The organism is Metabacillus crassostreae (assembly GCF_016908395.1).
GTDB lineage: Bacteria > Bacillota > Bacilli > Bacillales > Bacillaceae > Metabacillus > Metabacillus crassostreae.
Map to the genome: position 1 here is coordinate 1 of NZ_JAFBDU010000006.1, position 17974 is coordinate 17974.

General features: G+C 34.9%; 18 protein-coding genes, 1 pseudogene and 1 riboswitch. Of the genes and pseudogenes, 14 read left to right on the forward strand and 5 right to left on the reverse strand.

Annotated features, from left to right (window positions below; translation table 11 throughout):
• The 9 genes from JOC75_RS16505 to JOC75_RS16545 all read left to right on the forward strand — a co-directional run.
• Positions 1 to 312, forward strand: a 312-nt coding sequence (locus JOC75_RS16505) for a transposase (protein WP_204955107.1), incomplete at its 5' end; no start/stop codon positions are given.
• 327 nt (positions 313 to 639) lie between these two features.
• Positions 640 to 1509: a DUF72 domain-containing protein gene (locus JOC75_RS16510; protein ID WP_239589534.1), complete on the forward strand. Its 870-nt coding sequence runs from the start codon at positions 640 to 642 to the stop codon at positions 1507 to 1509.
• 6 nt (positions 1510 to 1515) lie between these two features.
• Entirely contained in the window at positions 1516 to 2340 is an 825-nt protein-coding gene (locus JOC75_RS16515) for a TSUP family transporter (protein WP_204955109.1), read from the forward strand.
• Positions 2341 to 2563: 223 nt separating this feature from the next.
• The gene (locus JOC75_RS16520; RefSeq protein ID WP_204955110.1) at positions 2564 to 3967 is read left to right on the forward strand and encodes a bifunctional metallophosphatase/5'-nucleotidase; all 1404 of its coding nucleotides are present in this window, start codon (positions 2564 to 2566) and stop codon (positions 3965 to 3967) included.
• 66 nt (positions 3968 to 4033) lie between these two features.
• Positions 4034 to 4336, forward strand: coding sequence for a YunC family protein (locus tag JOC75_RS16525; RefSeq protein WP_146948031.1), 303 nt, complete (start codon positions 4034 to 4036; stop codon positions 4334 to 4336).
• Between the two features lie 120 nt (positions 4337 to 4456).
• Positions 4457 to 5200, forward strand: coding sequence for a sporulation protein YunB (yunB, locus tag JOC75_RS16530; RefSeq protein ID WP_204955111.1), 744 nt, complete (start codon positions 4457 to 4459; stop codon positions 5198 to 5200).
• A gap of 72 nt (positions 5201 to 5272) precedes the next feature.
• A riboswitch (Lysine riboswitch) is annotated at positions 5273 to 5452 on the forward strand.
• 191 nt (positions 5453 to 5643) lie between these two features.
• Positions 5644 to 7194, forward strand: coding sequence for a Na+/H+ antiporter NhaC family protein (locus JOC75_RS16535; protein ID WP_204955112.1), 1551 nt, complete (start codon positions 5644 to 5646; stop codon positions 7192 to 7194).
• An 880-nt stretch (positions 7195 to 8074) separates the two neighbouring features.
• Positions 8075 to 9595, forward strand: a complete 1521-nt coding sequence (locus JOC75_RS16540) for a sodium-dependent transporter (protein WP_204955113.1) — start codon at positions 8075 to 8077, stop codon at positions 9593 to 9595.
• Positions 9595 to 9699 carry a methionine/alanine import family NSS transporter small subunit gene (locus JOC75_RS16545; protein WP_146948038.1) on the forward strand — a complete coding sequence of 35 codons (105 nt, stop codon included), beginning with the start codon at positions 9595 to 9597 and terminating at the stop codon, positions 9697 to 9699. Before JOC75_RS16540 ends, JOC75_RS16545 begins: the two co-directional genes overlap by 1 nt.
• A 281-nt stretch (positions 9700 to 9980) precedes the next feature.
• On the opposite strand, the pseudogene JOC75_RS16550 reads toward JOC75_RS16545, so the two are convergent.
• Positions 9981 to 10871: pseudogene (locus JOC75_RS16550) on the reverse strand (M23 family metallopeptidase); the annotation flags it as partial.
• 478 nt (positions 10872 to 11349) lie between these two features.
• Between JOC75_RS16550 and lipA the strand changes: the two are divergent.
• On the forward strand, positions 11350 to 12261 hold the full coding sequence (lipA, locus tag JOC75_RS16555) for a lipoyl synthase (RefSeq protein WP_275580339.1): 912 nt from the start codon (positions 11350 to 11352) through the stop codon (positions 12259 to 12261).
• A 78-nt stretch (positions 12262 to 12339) separates the two neighbouring features.
• Here the strand turns inward: lipA and JOC75_RS16560 are convergent, their stop codons facing one another.
• Positions 12340 to 13026 (reverse strand): YhcN/YlaJ family sporulation lipoprotein, encoded by a 687-nt coding sequence (locus JOC75_RS16560; RefSeq protein ID WP_204955114.1) that lies wholly within the window; start codon positions 13024 to 13026, stop codon positions 12340 to 12342.
• Between the two features lie 125 nt (positions 13027 to 13151).
• Here JOC75_RS16560 and JOC75_RS16565 point away from each other — a divergent pair, with 125 nt between their 5' ends.
• The gene (locus JOC75_RS16565) at positions 13152 to 13427 is read left to right on the forward strand and encodes a YutD family protein (RefSeq protein ID WP_204955115.1); all 276 of its coding nucleotides are present in this window, start codon (positions 13152 to 13154) and stop codon (positions 13425 to 13427) included.
• A 233-nt stretch (positions 13428 to 13660) separates the two neighbouring features.
• On the opposite strand, the gene JOC75_RS16570 is transcribed toward JOC75_RS16565, so the two are convergent.
• Together JOC75_RS16570 and JOC75_RS16575 are read right to left on the reverse strand one after the other, a co-directional pair.
• A complete protein-coding gene (locus JOC75_RS16570; RefSeq protein WP_204955116.1) occupies positions 13661 to 13948 on the reverse strand; it encodes a cytosolic protein in 288 nt (95 codons plus the stop codon).
• A gap of 53 nt (positions 13949 to 14001) precedes the next feature.
• Complete coding sequence (locus JOC75_RS16575; RefSeq protein ID WP_204955117.1) at positions 14002 to 14268, reverse strand: DUF3055 domain-containing protein; 267 nt, start codon at positions 14266 to 14268, stop codon at positions 14002 to 14004.
• Between the two features lie 344 nt (positions 14269 to 14612).
• On the opposite strand from JOC75_RS16575, the gene JOC75_RS16580 reads away from it, so the two are divergent.
• The 3 genes from JOC75_RS16580 (at position 14613) to JOC75_RS16590 (ending at position 17136) form a co-directional block, all read left to right on the forward strand.
• Entirely contained in the window at positions 14613 to 15782 is a 1170-nt protein-coding gene (locus JOC75_RS16580) for an EAL domain-containing protein (RefSeq protein WP_239589535.1), read from the forward strand.
• A gap of 19 nt (positions 15783 to 15801) precedes the next feature.
• Positions 15802 to 16245: a HepT-like ribonuclease domain-containing protein gene (locus tag JOC75_RS16585; RefSeq protein ID WP_204955329.1), complete on the forward strand. Its 444-nt coding sequence runs from the start codon at positions 15802 to 15804 to the stop codon at positions 16243 to 16245.
• A 120-nt stretch (positions 16246 to 16365) separates the two neighbouring features.
• Positions 16366 to 17136 carry a TIGR01457 family HAD-type hydrolase gene (locus JOC75_RS16590; RefSeq protein ID WP_204955119.1) on the forward strand — a complete coding sequence of 257 codons (771 nt, stop codon included), beginning with the start codon at positions 16366 to 16368 and terminating at the stop codon, positions 17134 to 17136.
• A gap of 140 nt (positions 17137 to 17276) precedes the next feature.
• On the opposite strand, the gene JOC75_RS16595 is transcribed toward JOC75_RS16590, so the two are convergent.
• Complete coding sequence (locus JOC75_RS16595; RefSeq protein WP_204955120.1) at positions 17277 to 17777, reverse strand: phosphatidylglycerophosphatase A family protein; 501 nt, start codon at positions 17775 to 17777, stop codon at positions 17277 to 17279.
• Positions 17778 to 17974: the final 197 nt, after the last annotated feature.

A 17974-nucleotide genomic window follows, 5' to 3' on the forward strand; every position in this document is an offset into this window, starting at 1 on the left:
TGTGCGACTTGCCCATTTTTATCGCAATGTACAGAAAGTAAAGATCATCAAAAAGTGGTGACACGTCATATTTGGCAAGAGTACGTAGAGGAAGCCGATCATTTGCGTCATCATAAAGAGGTAAAGCCAATCTACGCGAAACGTAAAGAAACGATTGAGCGTGTATTCGCAGATGCAAAAGAAAAGCATGGCATGCGTTGGACAACTTTGAGGGGACTTAAAAAATTGTCAATGCAAGCGATGCTTACTTTCGCTGCCATGAATTTGAAGAAGATGGCCAACTGGACTTGGCTAGGTCCCAAAATGGCCTAATAAAGTGGACAGAGAGAGATCTGTCCACGCTCATTTTAGATAATTTATAAAGAAAATCGCAAAAGGGGTTCGGAATGAAACCATTCCGAACCCCTTTTGTCGACGATCTGAAGGGACTGACAAAAATGTCAGTCCCTTTTTTCTATTTTAAACCTATAAATCCTGTCATGTGTGATATCCCTTTTAATCATGTTATAGTAGATTTATTATATTCTATGTGAAGAAATCTTATTGGGGTAAGAATATTGCTTTATTCACCTTGAATGAGGAAATAGCCTATTTATGATAGAAGACGATTGTTTCATACTAGTATAGAGGATGATTTTTTTGTCAACAATTCAAATCGGGTTAACGGGCTGGGGTGATCATGATTCTCTCTACTCAGCTACAACAAATACATCAAAAAAATTACAAGAATACGCTGCGCATTTTCCTACTGTTGAAATAGATGCCAGCTTTTATGCGATTCAGCCAGAACGCAATATTAGAAAATGGCTAAAAGAAACTCCTGAAACTTTCCAATTTATACCAAAAGCATATCAAGGAATGACTGGGCATCTTCATGGAGAGCTTCCTTTTACCACTAAGGAGGAGATGTTCAGTGCATTTATTAAATCTGTAGAGCCTTTAAAAGCTGAGAATAAACTTGCAATGGTATTATTTCAATTTCCACCATGGTTTGACTGTACAAAGGACAATGTTGAATATTTGAAATGGTGTCGAGAACAATTAGGAGACTTAGACGTAGCTCTTGAATTTCGTAACCGATCATGGTTTTCACCTACCTATTACGAAAAAACACTTCAGTTTATGGAAACAGAGGAATGGATACATAGTATTGTCGATGAGCCACAGGCTGGAATGAGATCAATACCAACAGTTCTACACCCTACTGATCCTAATAAAACGCTTGTTAGGCTACATGGGAGAAATGTTCACGGATGGAATAAACCCGCTTCAGGTGAGGATTGGAGAGATGTTAGATATTTGTATCGTTATAATCAAGAAGAGCTTGAGAAGTGGAAGGGAAATCTTGAAACTCTTCGAAAACATTCAAAAAGTATTTATATGCTGTTTAATAATAATTCAGGTGGAGATGCTGCCGCAAATGCAAAAATGATGATCAACATTCTTGATATAACATATGCAGGTTTAGCAGAAAAACAATTAAGCTTGTTTCCTGATGAGGAGAGATAGAATACTGTGGAATGGATTATTTTATTACTAGTTGGAATCGCTGCTGGTACACTTGGCAGTTTAGTTGGTTTAGGTGGAGGTATTATTGTTGTTCCAATGTTAATCTCATTAGGAACATATTTTTCTGGATTTGCAGATGTTTCACCACAGGTTGCAGTTGGTACATCTCTACTTGTCGTTATTTTCACCGGTCTTTCCTCAACCTTAACTTATATGAAATATAAAAAAGTTGATTATAAAAGTGGGTTAATCTTCTTTATTGGAAGCGGTCCTGGTGGAATTTTAGGTGCTTATGTTAATAAGTTTTTTAACACAACAACATTTTCAATTTGGTTCGGACTGTTTATGATTGCTGTATCCATTCTATTAATGATCAAAGAAAAATTACCTAAAATGAAGCAAAAAACCGGTGGGAAAATCAGTCGTCCATATATAAATGATGAAGGTGAGCAAAAAATTTATTCATTTAAACCTGTTCCAGGAATCATAATAGCCTTTGTAGTTGGGTTTATTTCAGGTTTATTTGGAATAGGTGGAGGTGCTCTTATGGTACCTGCCATGATTTTATTGTTTATGTTTCCACCACATATAGCTGTCGCAACTTCTATGTTTATCATCTTTTTATCTGCTACAATTAGTTCAATTACACATATTACATTAGGTAATATCAATTGGTTATATGCCGCAATACTTATACCAGGTGCATGGTTTGGTGGGAGATTTGGAGCGATTATTAACACAAAATTAAAAGGCAAAACAGTTGTAAATCTACTACGAGCTGTACTGATTATTGCTGGTTTAAAGTTAATATATGAAGGTTTCTTAGGCTGATCTTTAATGTATAATGTAGGCTCTTTTTTTGAAAGTTTGTTGCTATGTAATCAAAATATGCAGGAGAACAAGTGTATTTTCGCATATAAGCCTATATTTTATGAAGAAAAAATGCAACAAGACTTAATACAATGCTGATTTCTTCGGAATTTATACGCAACAAAGTTTGCGAAAACAGCCTTAATTTAATATCAAGATAGTCTAAGTTTAAGGAGAGAGACAAATGATAGAAACCATACACCTTTATCATACAAACGATTTGCATAGTCATTTTGAAAATTGGCCTAAAATTGTTCGGTTTTTACAAGATAGAAAGAAGCTTCATGAACTACATAATGAGGAAATGTTACTTGTGGATATTGGTGATCATGCTGATCGATTCCATCCAATTACAGAGGCAACAAAAGGAAAAGCAAATGTTTCGCTGTTAAATCAGCTAGATTATGATGCCGTAACAATTGGAAATAATGAAGGAATCACTTTTGCTCACGAAGATTTAAACGATTTATACCGTGAAGCTGAATTTTCAGTAATCATTTCAAACTTTTATACCGAGCATGGAGAACGTCCTGAATGGGTTATACCCTATGAAATTAAGACACTCAAGAATGGGTATAAGGTAGCTTTTCTAGGAGTAACAGTTTTTTATGAAAAGTTCTATGAGCTTCTTGGCTGGAAGGTGAAGGATCCATTTGAAAGTTTACTAGAAGTGATTCAGGAAATTAAAGGGCAAGCGGATATGATTGTGTTACTCTCACATTTAGGTATAACGGATGATGAACGTATTGCTCGTGATTTTCCTGATATTGATATTATTATTGGTGGACATACACATCACGTTTTACAAAAAGGTATAAAAATAAATTCTACACTAGTAGCAGGTGCAGGAAAATATGGGCAGTATATTGGCTATATTTCAATTGAAATTGATACTTCAAACAAGCAGTTACTAGAGAAAAGAGCAGAACTTTTTTCGACTATAGAATTACATGCTATCTGCAAAGAAACCGCATTATTTCTTGATCACCTATATGATGAAAGTGATCAAATACTTTCTGAAGAAATTGGAGTATTAGATCAAGAGCTTTCAGTAGATTGGTTTAATGATTCACCCTTTCCACACCTTTTAGTAACGGCAATCAGGGAGTGGTGTGGTGGAGAAGTCGCAATGGTTAATTCAGGTATATTACTAGAATCCTTACAAAAGGGACCTGTCACAAGAAAGGACCTTCACCATATTTGTCCTCATCCAATCAATCCTTGTAAAGTCCACTTAAAAGGAGACGTATTAAAAGAGGTTATCCTCCAATCAAGAGATGAAAAAATGGAGCAATTACAGTTAAAAGGATTAGGATTTCGCGGGAAAGTAATGGGGAGAATGGTTTTTGATGGGATTGAAGTAAAAACTGAGGTATTTAGTGATGGAAAGAAACATGTTACTGAGATTTCTATCAAAAATCAACCAATAGATCCAGACCGCTTATATGCAGTTGCTACAATTGATATGTTTACATTAGGTCCACTATATCCAGAGATTAGCCATGCTGAAGAAAAGTTATTTTATATGCCAGAATTATTACGTGATGTTTTAGCATGGAAGCTAAGTACTAACCAAATAAAAAGTTAGACGAATAACTACACAAATTTGTTCATATGTCATAAAGATATATGAAGAAAGGAGTGTAGTTATTAAATGGTTACAATGACACCTGTTACGATTGAAGGAAAACAATTTACTGCGATTACGGTTGCTTTGCCAAAAACAAATTTTATGGCCATTACAACTGATAAAGGATATATCATGTGTGGTGCACTTGATGTTGGACTTTTAAATGAAAAATTGAAAGATCGAGGAATTATTGCTGGTCGGGCAGTAGGTGTGAGAACAATTGAGCAGCTACTAGAAGCTCCACTTGAATCTGTTACCTATGAAGCTGAAAATCGTGGGATAACTGTTGGTACAAAAGGAAAAGATGCTTTACTTAAGATGTTATAAAGGACGATACGGTTATAGTTGGTTCATGTATGTTTAACAATAAATCTAAATAATCTTAGAAAATGATGCGTACATCCCTCCTTACATGCATAAACATAGCTTGTAAAGGAGGGATTAATTTTGGCTAAATTTCGTGGTCGGCGCCCTCGTAGAGGACCTTTGCCTTTTCGATATGTGTTATTGCTAACTTTGGTTATTTTTATTATCTTAACTGCAGGTAGCTTTTGGGTAGTGAATAAAGAAATCAAACCAACCTTGCTTAGAATCGCAAACCTTGAGGCCTCCTCTGTTGCAACAACGATTATTCAGGAGGCAGTAAAAGAAGAAGTCATAAATACAGGTCAAGCAGAGACTTTAGTTTTAACAGACAAGGATAATAGCGGAAATATTAATATGATCACCTTTAACACTAGTACAGTAAATAATGTTCTAAGAAAAGTGACAGATAATATCACAACAAAGCTTGAAGAGATAGAAAAAGAGAATTTTCACAGCACAAAAAAGGGAAGTCAAGAAATGGAGCTAGATCATGGAATTGTTTATTCTATTCCACTTGGTCAAATTACTGACAATGCTATTTTGAGTACATTAGGTCCTGATATTCCGATTCGATTTTATTTAATTGGTGATGTACATACTGATATAAAACAAACAACAAAGGAATATGGAATTAATAGCGCCAATCATCAAGTATCAATATTTGTTGAAGTAACCGTTCAGGTAGTCATTCCTTTTGCAACAGATAAAATCACAATTACAAATACGATTCCGGTTATAGATATTCTTGAGCCTGGTGATGTTCCACAGTACTATAATAATAGTGGAAAAGATACACCTGCTATTGAATTACCAAAAGTTGAATAGTTGTCATGATGTACCTTATTTGATAAACTATTAAATGTTGAAAATCTAATATGACCAAACCACCTTATCTCAAGATGAGGTAGAGGAGCAATAAACATTAGTACAATATGTGAGAATGACAACGATGACCATATTGGAAAGGGTTTATTGCCGAAGTGAATGAATACTAGTCAGGTATCATTTATTGGTATTACTTTTAATAAGAGTAATACTGTCATTATAGTTATTCTATAATGGAGGGCTACTGATCGGGATGGAGGATAACATGACATTATTCAAAAAGAGTAATGATAGTTATTTTCTATCGTTACTCTTTTTGTTGTTCATTTTATTTAAATAAACGATCCCCAAAGAGGACGTTTATATATATTTATATATAAACTAAAACTTTACCACAGCATCAGGATGGCCCTTCTATACTTTTTAGGGAGGCTTCATACATCATGTCAGGAACTATTTTATCTATTGTCCCACCTTTAATTGCTATTATAATGGTCATTTTAACAAGAAGGGTGTTACTTTCTTTAGGTGTGGGAATTGTATCAGCAGCGTTAATTTTAAAGGAATTTTCTATTGTAAAGTCTGGAATGGCAATACTTGACGCTATTAAAGCTATTTTTATTTCAGATGGTGAGTTAAATACATGGAATGTTTATATTATTCTATTTTTACTTATTTTAGGAATGATTACAGCACTTATTTCGATCTCTGGAGGAAGCCGAGCATTTGGTGAATGGGCACAAAAGCGTGTGAAAACTCGTGTAGGTGCACAATTTACAGCAGCTTTACTTGGAATTCTCATTTTTATTGATGATTATTTTAATGCACTTGCAGTAGGACAAGTTAGTCGTCCAATTACTGATCGTCAAAAGGTATCTCGTGCGAAGCTTGCCTATATTATTGATTCAACTTCTGCACCAGTTTGTGTGGTATCACCTATTTCTAGCTGGGGTGCTTACATCATTGCAATGATTGCGACAATCTTAACTACACATGGTGTAACTGAATATTCACCACTTGGTGCGTTCATGACGATGGTTCCGATGAACTATTATGTATTCGCAGCACTTGTACTTGTTTTTGCAGTAGCGTATTTCAATATTAATCTTGGTAGTATGAAGGGTCATGAAGAACGTGCAATGAAAACTGGACAAGTTGTGGATCCAGAAAAAGAAGTGTTAGGTGAAATGACAGAGGATCTACCTTCTAGTGATAAAGGAACAATTAGTAATCTTGTTTGGCCAATTTTAGCGTTAATTATTGGAACTGTTTTATCGATGTTATATACAGGATATTCAGCGATAGAAGATAAAGCTGAAGTAAATATTCTTGCTATTTTTGAAAATACGGATGTGTCTACATCACTTTTATATGGTGGTTTATTTGGTCTTGCTATTACGATTCTTTTATTCTTTTCTAAAGGAATCAAGGGAAGTTATTTTCCTTTAGCTGTCAAAGAGGGTATAAAGTCAATGTTACCAGCCATTTATATCTTAATGTTTGCATGGGTGATTGTTGATTTAATTGGTCAATTAGAGACTGGTGAATATTTAGCTGCAATTGTTGAAAGTTCTGATTTAAACCTTGCATATCTTCCAGTCGTTATGTTTGCATTAGGAGCATTTATGGCTTTTGCAACAGGAACATCATGGGGTACTTTTGGGATCATGCTACCAATTGCTGGAGAAATTACGGCTGCAACAGATATCAATATGTTATTGCCTGCAATGGCAGCGGTTCTTGCTGGTTCTGTTTTAGGTGACCACTGTTCACCTATTTCTGATACGACAATCTTGTCATCAACAGGAGCAGGAAGTCATCATATTGACCATGTCCTAACACAGCTTCCATATGCATTAATAGGTGGAGCTTTTGCTGCAGTTGGATATTTAGCTCTAGGTATTACCGGAAGTAGTTTAGTAGGATTTATTGTTGTTGCTGTTTTATTAGTCGGTTTTATTTTTATCTTTGCAAAAAAATCCAAAGTCGCATAAAAAAATCAGTGTGCAAAAAAGTAGATCTCAATAAAATTTTAGGCGTGAATTCTCATTCGAATTCACGCTTTTATTATTGTTGGTGAATTGAGTCTCTTGTTTAAATCTATTAGAAATGACTGATAGTTTCTTAGTATTTTCTAATGTTGAATTAGAAGATGAAAGAAACAAATAAAAAAGTTCAATGGTTGATGTATTTGAAATACCTCAAAAACTATTTTTAGGTATTAAAGTTAGATGAACTTAGTGGAATGGAGCGGTAGACACTTGACTCCTACGGGAGGTAGAGGAAAGGCTGAGACCCTGCAGCCGAAGGCGAGGAGACTTGAGCTTCCTCCCCGTGGAAAGCAAGTGTCTGGAGCGAAATGAAGCGAACTAGGTTTTACTTTTAACCTATAAAATAAGCAAAAGTATCTAAATTCAAAATGACCAGCTGTATCAATGTTATTACTCATATGTAATTCCTTCATGGTTATTTAAAAAATACAATAAGTTATTTGACTGTTTGCACCTTTAGTGGAACCGATTAGTTTACCCAACTACTATTTTATTATTATAGAAATAATAGTTTCGCTATCGTTAACAAGAAAATCCTCGGAAATATTTAGTTCGTTAATAGGTAAAAGTGGTAGTGAAGTAAGATATTTTGTTGAACTTTACAACAAAAAGGAAAAATAGAACAAAATTTTTTATAATTATTTCCTATTAATAGGAATATTCTGAAATATCATACTAAAATAGTATTTTTTCAAAATTTTATATAGACATAGGCAAAATGTCCATATATACTATGTGTAGATTATAAAAAAATAATCAGAATATTAGATTATTTCTAACTGTTCTATCATTTAAACTGATGAGGTAAAAGGAGGAAAAAAACATGGAAAATCGTCCACAGTGGGGGACAAGGGCAGGCTTTATATTAGCAGCCGTTGGTTCTGCAGTTGGTTTAGGTAATATTTGGAGATTCCCAGCAACAGCATATGAAAATGGAGGAGGAGCATTCTTCATTCCATACTTATTTGCTTTATTAACAGCTGGTATTCCATTACTAGTTATGGAGTTTACAATCGGTCATAAGTACCGCGGATCAGCTCCGATGTCATTAGGTAGATTAAGTAAAGGCTCAGAATGGATTGGTTGGTGGCAGGTTGCCGTAGCATTCGTTATTTCCACTTACTATGCTGTTATTATAGCTTGGGCAATGTCCTACTCAGTCTTTTCGTTTAACCTAAGCTGGGGAGAAGATACAGGCGGCTTCTTAATGGGAGATTACTTAAATCGTATTGACTTAGATGGCGGTGCAATTGGTGATTTCGGAAGTTTAGTTCCTGGAGTATTAATACCATTATTAATTGTTTGGGCTGTTACATTAGGTGTTCTTTTTGCAGGTGTTAAAAAAGGTATCGAAGTTGCAAATAAAATCTTTATTCCAGCATTAGTTATTTTATTTACTATTATCGTAATTAGAGCTTTAACTTTAGATGGAGCAGCAGCAGGTTTGGATGCATTCTTTAAACCTGATTGGAGTAAGATTACTGATGGAAAGGTTTGGGTAGCGGCATACGGTCAGATTTTCTTTAGTTTATCTATTGCTTTTGCTATTATGATTACTTATTCAAGTTACCTACCAAAGAAATCAGATATTACCAACAATGCATTTATCACAGGTTTCAGTAACTCTGCATTTGAATTATTAGCAGGTATTGGAGTATTTAGTGCATTAGGATTTATGGCGGCACAACAAGGTGTTCCTGTTAGTGAAGTTGTTTCTGCAGGAGTAGGATTAGCATTTGTTGTTTTCCCACAAATTATTAATGAATTCCCAGCGTTTAATGAGCTGTTTGGCTTCTTATTCTTCGGATCATTAGTACTTGCTGGTTTATCATCACTTATTTCTATTGTTGAAACATTTGTTGCAGGTGTTCAAGAGAAATTCAAAATTTCACGTGTGAAAGCAGTTATTATTGGTGGAGGAGCTTCAGCATTACTTTCATTAGTTTTTGCAACACAAGGCGGACTATTCTTCCTTGATGCAGCGGATTACTTTATCAATCAATTTGGTGTAGCTTTAGCTGGACTATTTGAGGTAATTGCAATTGCTTGGTTTGCGAAAGAATTGAAGAATCTACAATCACATGCTAATTCAATGTCAGATATTCAACTTGGTACATGGTGGAGAATTTGTTTAGGATTAATTACACCAGTTGTATTAGGATATATGATGTTTGATAACTTACGCACAAACTTAACAACTGAGTATGAAGGATATCCACGTGAGTTCTTATTCAGTTGGGGTTGGACAGTTGCGATTGGCGCAATTTTAGTTGGGGTATTATTTACAATTAAGAAAAGAGCAAATCCAACGACAACATCATCATCTAAGGGGGTATCACAGTAATGAGTGGAAGCGCGATTGCAATGATGGTTATCGGTATGGTTATTATCTGGGGCGGAATGGCAGCAAGTATTACGAATGCTGTGATCAAAGCAAAACAAAAATAATTTTAGGAAGAGGCGGTGAACAACTGCCTCTTCTTTTTATATTTTGGCTCTTAATTGTTGTTTTTTATAGTTCGTCTATCCACTAAACTATTTAGGGTTGATTGGAGTGAAAGGTGCGGAACTCCAGCGGGAGCACCGGGACAGGCGAGATCCCACAGATGCGCCGTGCGCCGAGGAAGCTCACTGCCCGACTCGCGGAAAGCAAGCATCCTGTAGCGGAAATCAACCTAACCTATAACTCTTTATATAGTTTATTAATACAGCCTAAATGTTTAATTTGCTTATTTCTTTTTTTGCCTTTCAGCTCGTTCCCATGATTTTAAATGTGGATAAGGATCAAATGACCATTCTGTTCTTCCATTGTCTTTATAAAGTCCATAATGTAAATGTGGAGGAAACTTACCTGACGTACCAGGAGGACCGTATCCTGAGCTTCCTACAGATCCAATAAGCTGTCCAGGTTCAACGATTTGTCCGGTTTGCAAACCATCAGCAAAACCATTTAAGTGAGCAAAGTAGTGGTAGGTATTATCAATATCACGAATTCCTACTCTCCAACCACCAAATCGATTCCAGCCCTTCATTTCTACTACTCCATAGCAGGTTGATCTTACAGGAACACCATAATTCGCAAAAATATCAGTTCCTTCATGAATTCTTCGACCACCCCAGCCTCTTGCATCACCCCAGGTGTTTTTGTAACTGTAATTATGATTTAAAGGAACAGGAAAAGAATGCTGACCTAAATTTAAAGTCCCATATTTTTTATATAACTTCATATGTCCCAAAATAATCCCTACTGTTTTATCACGCTGATAATAATCCCATAAACCAATTTTTAAATTTTCCATATCAGTTCCATAAGAGCGTAGGTAATTTGCAAATGAATAAAGAACATCTTCGTCATTTGTTAGCTCAGCGTGGTCGTCACCATCACCGTCTTCACCAATTCCCCCAAATAATCCGATGCTTCTTGGATTTTTATCCTCTTTATTTGGGTTTAAAGGACCTGCCCATACCTCAGGCTTAATGAAAATCTCGACTAATCCCTCGGCTTTGGGAATATCTTTTCTTGAATGGCGCACATTTCTTTCATACTGATCCACAGCTGCTAACACATACCAAGGGATATTTGTTATAGCTTCAACCTTTGTATATAAGCTCATTAGCTTTTTTTCGTCTTCTTCCTGATTTGTTTCAGCACCATATGTTAATGATTGTGCTGATAAACTAATCACCATAAAGATGATGACACTGGTTATTGCTTTATGCACAGTAATGAGCTCCTTTCAAACAAAACTTTAGAATTTAGTAGTGCTGTTCGATTTACTATTCTTTTTATAGTTTGGTTCTTGTTAGGAATTTAATTAATAGAAAATGTTAGAAATTACAAAGGACCCTTTCTCTTGTCCCACTTGAGTGCTTATGTTAAAGTGGTAACGTATATGAAAAATGTTCTGATTATCTCTTTTGATATGGCTCTTTTCTGAAAGATTGCTGCTATTTGACCTAATAATTGTCGAAAAACAGTGTTTTTATGTATCAAAGTTAAGGTTCGATGACAATAGACTTGATACAAGGCTGTTTCCCTTTATTCTTATAGTAACAAGCTTATGAAAACTGCCTTCGGGATAAATCTTAGATAATGTAATGGAGTTGAATCAGATGGCGAAAAAAGAAGAATATTTGCGTAAGCCAGAATGGTTGAAAATAAAGTTAAACACAAACGAGAACTATACAGATTTGAAAAAGCTAATGAGGGAAAAGAACCTTAATACTGTATGTGAAGAAGCAAAATGTCCTAATATTCATGAGTGCTGGGCTGTTCGTCGTACAGCCACATTTATGATCTTAGGAGCTGTTTGTACACGTGCTTGTCGCTTCTGCGCTGTTAAAACAGGATTACCAACAGAGCTTGACTTAGCAGAACCAGAACGTGTAGCAGACTCTGTTGCACTTATGAATTTAAAGCATGCTGTTGTTACAGCAGTAGCACGCGATGACTTAAAGGATGGTGGGGCACAGGTATTTGCTGAAACTGTCCGAGCAATCCGTCGTAAAAGTCCATTTACAACAATCGAAGTATTACCATCAGACATGGGTGGAGATTATGATAATTTAAAAATGTTAATGGATGCTAAGCCTGATATCTTGAATCATAATATTGAAACAGTTCGTGAATTAACACCAAGAGTTCGTGCACGTGCTAAATATGATCGATCATTAGAAGTACTTAAACGAGCGAAAGAAATGCAGCCGCAAATTCCAACAAAATCAAGCCTTATGATCGGACTTGGTGAAACTAAGGAACAAATTATTGAAACAATGGATGATTTAAGAGCTAATGATGTTGATATTATGACAATAGGTCAATATCTACAACCAACAAAAAAACATCTTAAAGTTCAAAAATACTATCATCCTGATGAATTTGCAGAATTACGTGAAATTGCTTTAAGCAAAGGGTTTAGCCATTGTGAGGCAGGTCCGTTAGTTCGTTCATCTTATCATGCAGATGAGCAAGTAAACGCTGCTGCTAAACAAAAACAAGCACATGCATAATATGTAGGTGGTAAAAAGGAAGAGGAGTGCTCTTCCTTTTTCCTATTTAGAAACTAAGCTCTAAGCGCTTGGTCTTTTTTATTGCATTTGTTCTTTTTTGTAGCGAGATTTTTCGTATTGATCCTTCATATCGTCATCGATTTCTTCGTTCATCTCTCCGTAGCCTTCACCATTTGGATTTTCTCCTGTATTAAGAGCACGACCTTGTGGAGATTCAAGCATTTTATTAATGGTTTTCGTGATAATTTCATCAATATCACGACTTGTAGAATCGAGTGGACTATATGCTTCAATTTGTTGAATCATATTAGGATTATCTGAAACGTAAACGTGATAGTACCTTGGGATTGCTGATAGGGCAGTCTTTTTTACTTGATCTGCCGTTTCAAAGCGATCTTCTGAATCTGTATTATACGCCACCAGTACTTCCTCATCTGTTACTAAAGTGGCAACATCCTCTACATTTGGAAGCTGAACGGCTAAGCTGCTTATTGTGTTTGCAACTTGTTCACGATCTAGACCTGGTGTTTTAGTATAGGTAACATCTTGAGGAATGCCACTTTTTTGATGTCTTACAAATCCGAAATTAGCATCATTATCGTTAGCATTTGGCATACCTTCTTCATTGTAAAGTTCCGGGCGATCATGTACATTTAATGTATTACCACTTTGATGGAAAAGAGAGTTTTCCTCTTCAGCTCCATACTGACAAGCAGTTAATAATGATAACCCAATTACACCTACTGCTAATTTTGTTTTTATCAATATTAGCACCTCCTCAACCTTATCATTACCAAAGATAAGATAAATTTTCTTAGTAATTGATGGTTGTGATTGATTAGATTATGATAAAGGTAATAGAATAAGGAATATGACGAGGTGAAATAATCATGATAGTTGTTCAAAATCAGAATTTTGAATTGATAAAAGAAGAAAAAGATGGTTTTAATGAAGAAGCCTTCAAAGAAAGATATAGCGATATCCTAAATAAGTATGATTTTATTGTTGGTGATTGGGGATATAGCCAATTAAGACTTAGAGGCTTTTTTGATGACCAAAATCAAAAAGCAACGTATGATACAAAAATTAGTACACTTGACGAATATATTTATGAATATTGTAATTTTGGATGTGCTTATTTTGTGTTAAAGAAGATAAAAAAATAGGGACGTTTCTTTGTCAGATTTTGTAGAATCGCTGATAAATCCTCAGAATCGCTGATAAATTAGGAAAATCGCCGATAAATCCACAGAATCGCCGATAATCTTAAAAATCGAAGTAAAGCTGAAGTTGAAATTGTGGTTTTGCAGTTGGTGTCTTTAAATTTTTAAGTAGAAAAAAGTCTAAACACTTTTTCACAGTGTTTAGACATAACATCTTGAAACTAATTCAAATACATCTATTTAGAAGTATATGGTGGTTCTTCATTTTTATTAGGATCATCATGTGTAGGATGCGCTGGGGCATCATGTCTTTCTAAATTTTGATGAAGAGATTTATTTTCATAGTTAAAAGCACTATAGTATCTTTGACCTTCCTGCCAAGGTGTACTTTTATTGAAAACAGGCTCATTTTTCCCTCTTGGTGATCCATAAGGACCTTCTGGAAGTTGTTCTGGTACTAGAAAATTCCTCATTGTCTCTACATTTGAAAAATCGGTATATGTTTCTTGTTCCTTATCATCCATATCCTTCACCACCTTAAGCATAGGTTTTACAGGAAGGATAATTGACATACATATTAAACGATTTGATATAAAAAATCACGAAGTTCTTCTGCATCTTCTTCATTAAGTTTGTATGCAAATTCTATATATCCTGGCTCTTTCAAGTCATCTTCACCAATAATGGCAAAACGATTTCCTTGAATATCAAGAACAATTTGCTTACCGTAATAGCGGTCACTTTGAATAATTGCTAAATCAAAGCGTTGGTTTTCTCCCATAAAGCTAACAAATCTAGTCTTTGTTTCCACTGTGTCGTCGTATAGAAAAAATCTTTCTGACATACTATCGCTCCTATTATAGATACTATTTTGTCTCATTGGCTTAATCTAATCTCATTTTATCATAAGGAATAATAAAAAATCTTTTCGATGATTTTTTAGACAAATTTCTCAGGAAAAATAAAATTTACCAAGAAATAAGTCGAATGATATAATTTTGTGATAAAATATGAATACGTAAAGGTGAATGCCAGAAGGGTTGAGTACTTATGAATAGTGGATTTTGGAATAAGAATTATAGGAGAGTAAAAAAGTGGAGTAAGCTTTTTTATCCGCAACGTAAGTTAAGATATTATCCTCCTAAATTTGTACTTAGAGACCCCGTGTTTGAAGGAGTATATCATGCAATGAATAGTGGCCAACAGGTTGCTGTTATTGTTATATCTATTTCCAATATCCGCGAATTTTCACAACAGTTCGAACCAAAACAACTTGAAGAATATAAAAACGAAATAAAAATAGGATTCCAACATATCTTTGAGGAGTCATCATATAGTGAAGATTTACTAGTAGTCCATGACTATTATAATGAGGGATTAACAGTATTTTTAAGAATTCATGATGAGAAACAAAGTGTAGTACATATTGAAAATATGCTTAGAATTCTAACCCCGAAACTAGAACGATGGATGTACACGAAGTATCCATATTTTAACCAGACATTTGAAATAGGCTATATGTTTGTTGAAAAAAATGACGGTACAACACAAGACGCACTGTATACAGCTCAGCAGCAGGCTGTAGCTATGGCAGAAAAGCGTATACAATCACGCTATATAGAAACCCTATTAGAAATGCGAGATATCATTCAAAAACGAGAAATCACTTTATTAGCTCAGCCAATTATTGATTTAGCTACAAAGCAGATTAAAGCCTGGGAATTCTTAACAAGAGGTCCAAAAAACACATCACTTGAAAATCCTTTACAGCTCTTTTCTCTTGCTAGACAATCCAACCTAATTTATGACCTTGAATTATTGGTTTTAGAAAAGGCTTTCCAAATGATTGGTCGTGTAGGGTGCTGTGATGATGTGTTTTTGAATTTTACACCTATTACATTAGGAAATAAACGGTTTATTCCAGCGCTTGAAAAGCTTTTAAAACGTTATGAAGACATTTTGCCGAATAAAATGATCTTTGAGGTGACAGAAAGAGATTCTATCGATGGTTTAACATTCTTCCATGATAACATAAAGGAATTGCGTAAGATGGGCTTTAGAATCGCGGTTGATGATACTGGAGCAGGATATTCAAGCTTGCATACTATAAGTGAGATTCTTCCGGATATTATTAAAATTGATCGTTCTGTTATTCAAGATATTGATACAAATACGGTGAAAGAATCAATGCTAAAAGGACTAATCCTAATTGCAAAGGAAACAGGTTCTCTAGTTGTCGCTGAGGGAATAGAAAAGAAAGAAGAAGCTGACGTCCTTATGAGGAATCAAGTTGATTTAGCACAGGGATATTTTTATGCTAAGCCTGGAACATTAGAAAAAGGAAGAGTAGCTTTATAATTAAGGATGGTGATTGAAAGTGTATTTTGTTGATCGGGAAGATATTGAGGCAAAATTGATTTATTTAGAAGATCAGATAAAATTATTTAGAAGTCAACCTTCTTGGGAAAGTTCTATAGAAAAAGCTGCGTTAGAAAGAATTTGTCACATGACAATCGAAACAATTATTGATGTGGGAAATTCGATGATTGACGGCTTCATTATGCGTGATCCTGGTAGCTATGAAGATATAATCGACATCTTATTAGATGAAAAAGTTGTAAATGACTCTGAATCAAAGGGACTAAAAAAACTAATAGCTCTTAGAAAAATACTTGTTCAGGAATATCTTCAAATAAATTATGATGACTTACTAAAGGTTTATTCAGAACAAGGCAATCACTTAACTGAATTTCCTAAAAAAGTCCGTACATACATTGAAAATGAATTAGGTCCTGTATCTGCTTTCAAACCAGTAAATTAATAGTACATGGGATGGTCTTAATAAGGTCATCCTTTTTGTTTATTAAATTATGTTGAAGCTTATGCTGAATTTGAGATGCCAAGAAGCATATAAATAGATCATATAAAAGGAGTGACAACCATGAAAACATATAAAGGTTATTTAATTGATTTGGATGGAACAATGTATCGAGGTAGTGAGCAAATTGAAGCGGCTAGTGAATTTGTTGCATATTTAGAAAAAAATAACTTGCCCTATCTTTTTGTTACCAATAATTCCTCACAAACTCCTCAGCAGGTAGCCGAAAAGTTAAACCGTTTTCAGATTTCAGCAACAAAAGAAAGTGTTTTTACCACGAGTCAGGCAACAGCTAATTATATAAGCGAAGAGAAAAAGAATGCTAACATTTATGTAATTGGAGAAGAGGGCTTAAAACAAGCATTAATCAACAATGGACACCAACTAGTTGATGTTCATCCTGATTATGTTGTCATAGGAATTGATCGGGAAATATCGTATGAAAAATTATCAAAAGCTTGTATTGCAGTACGTAATGGTGCAACGTTTATTTCAACGAATGGAGATATTGCCATTCCAACAGAAAAAGGTTTATTACCTGGTAATGGTGCATTAACATCAGTGATCTCGGTGTCTACAAATACTTCGCCGATCTTTATAGGTAAGCCTGAGCGTATTATCGTTGAACAAGCATTACAGCAACTAGGAGTTGCAAAACAGGATACTGTCATGGTAGGAGATAACTATGCTACAGATATTATGGCGGGGATTAATTGTGGGTTAGACACATTGCTTGTTCACACAGGAGTAACAACTAGAGAGCATCTCATACATTACCCAATACAACCAACTTATACAGTAGATTCTTTAACAGATTATCTTAAACAGCTGTAGAAAGTGAGTTAGGTAGCTTTTGAAGAGGCTCCTGTGCTTTCTAAGCTTATAAACAAAGGGAAAATAATAAGTAATAGCCACTCAAGCTTTTAAGTATGTAGTCATACACATGGGCTTATAGTGGCTATTACTTTTAGTGCTTATTCAACATCTCTAGCACGGTGAGCGAGCCTGCTTGACGCAGCAGCTGCAATCGCACCAACAATATCATCTAGAAACGTATGACATTTACCACCTGATTTATCATTTAAATATTGCAGGATACCAGGCTTTAGTTTATCGATATATCCATAATTTGTGAAACCAATTGAACCATATATATTAACAATGGAGAAAGCTAAAATTTCATCTACCCCGTACAAGCTTTCATCTGTAGCAATGATCGATTGAAGTGGTTCTTCAAGTTGTCCTTTTTCAGCTAATATATCAAATTGAATGCCTGTTATTACGGCATTTTGTACTTCTCTTTTAGTAAGAACGCGATCTACATTCTCAAGACAATCCTCCATTTTTAGATCTGGATGATATTTTTCTTGTAAAAAATACACAAGGTCAGCTATATCTTCAAGCTTCACACCACGTTTGACCATCCAATCTCGTGCTGTTTTTTCGACGATATCCATTTTTTCTTCACTTTTCATTTAAAGTCACCTATCTCTCTTTTTTGCGTATTTATTCATTGTATGACAACTCTTCCACAACTATTCAAAACGAATACAAAATTGGCTAGCTATCCATTTTTCTTTTTTAGCTTCAGGTAATGTAAAAGCTATTCACTGGCTTCTCGAGTTGGTGTATAAATAGTAAGGTCACATACCTCTAATTTTATACAAAAAAA

Bases quoted from the DNA above. Each gene is read 5' to 3' on its own strand.
- JOC75_RS16575 (WP_204955117.1), bottom strand. From the start codon at position 14,268: ATGTCAGAAAGATTTTTTCTATACGACGACACAGTGGAAACAAAGACT.
- JOC75_RS16545 (WP_146948038.1), top strand. From the start codon at position 9,595: ATGAGTGGAAGCGCGATTGCAATGATGGTTATCGGTATGGTTATTATC.
- JOC75_RS16535 (WP_204955112.1), top strand. From the start codon at position 5,644: ATGTCAGGAACTATTTTATCTATTGTCCCACCTTTAATTGCTATTATA.
- JOC75_RS16520 (WP_204955110.1), top strand. From the start codon at position 2,564: ATGATAGAAACCATACACCTTTATCATACAAACGATTTGCATAGTCAT.
- JOC75_RS16570 (WP_204955116.1), bottom strand. From the start codon at position 13,948: ATGGATGATAAGGAACAAGAAACATATACCGATTTTTCAAATGTAGAG.
- JOC75_RS16540 (WP_204955113.1), top strand. From the start codon at position 8,075: ATGGAAAATCGTCCACAGTGGGGGACAAGGGCAGGCTTTATATTAGCA.
- lipA (WP_275580339.1), top strand. From the start codon at position 11,350: ATGGAGTTGAATCAGATGGCGAAAAAAGAAGAATATTTGCGTAAGCCA.
- JOC75_RS16565 (WP_204955115.1), top strand. From the start codon at position 13,152: ATGATAGTTGTTCAAAATCAGAATTTTGAATTGATAAAAGAAGAAAAA.
- JOC75_RS16580 (WP_239589535.1), top strand. From the start codon at position 14,613: ATGAATAGTGGCCAACAGGTTGCTGTTATTGTTATATCTATTTCCAAT.
- JOC75_RS16595 (WP_204955120.1), bottom strand. From the start codon at position 17,777: ATGAAAAGTGAAGAAAAAATGGATATCGTCGAAAAAACAGCACGAGAT.
- JOC75_RS16590 (WP_204955119.1), top strand. From the start codon at position 16,366: ATGAAAACATATAAAGGTTATTTAATTGATTTGGATGGAACAATGTAT.
- JOC75_RS16525 (WP_146948031.1), top strand. From the start codon at position 4,034: ATGGTTACAATGACACCTGTTACGATTGAAGGAAAACAATTTACTGCG.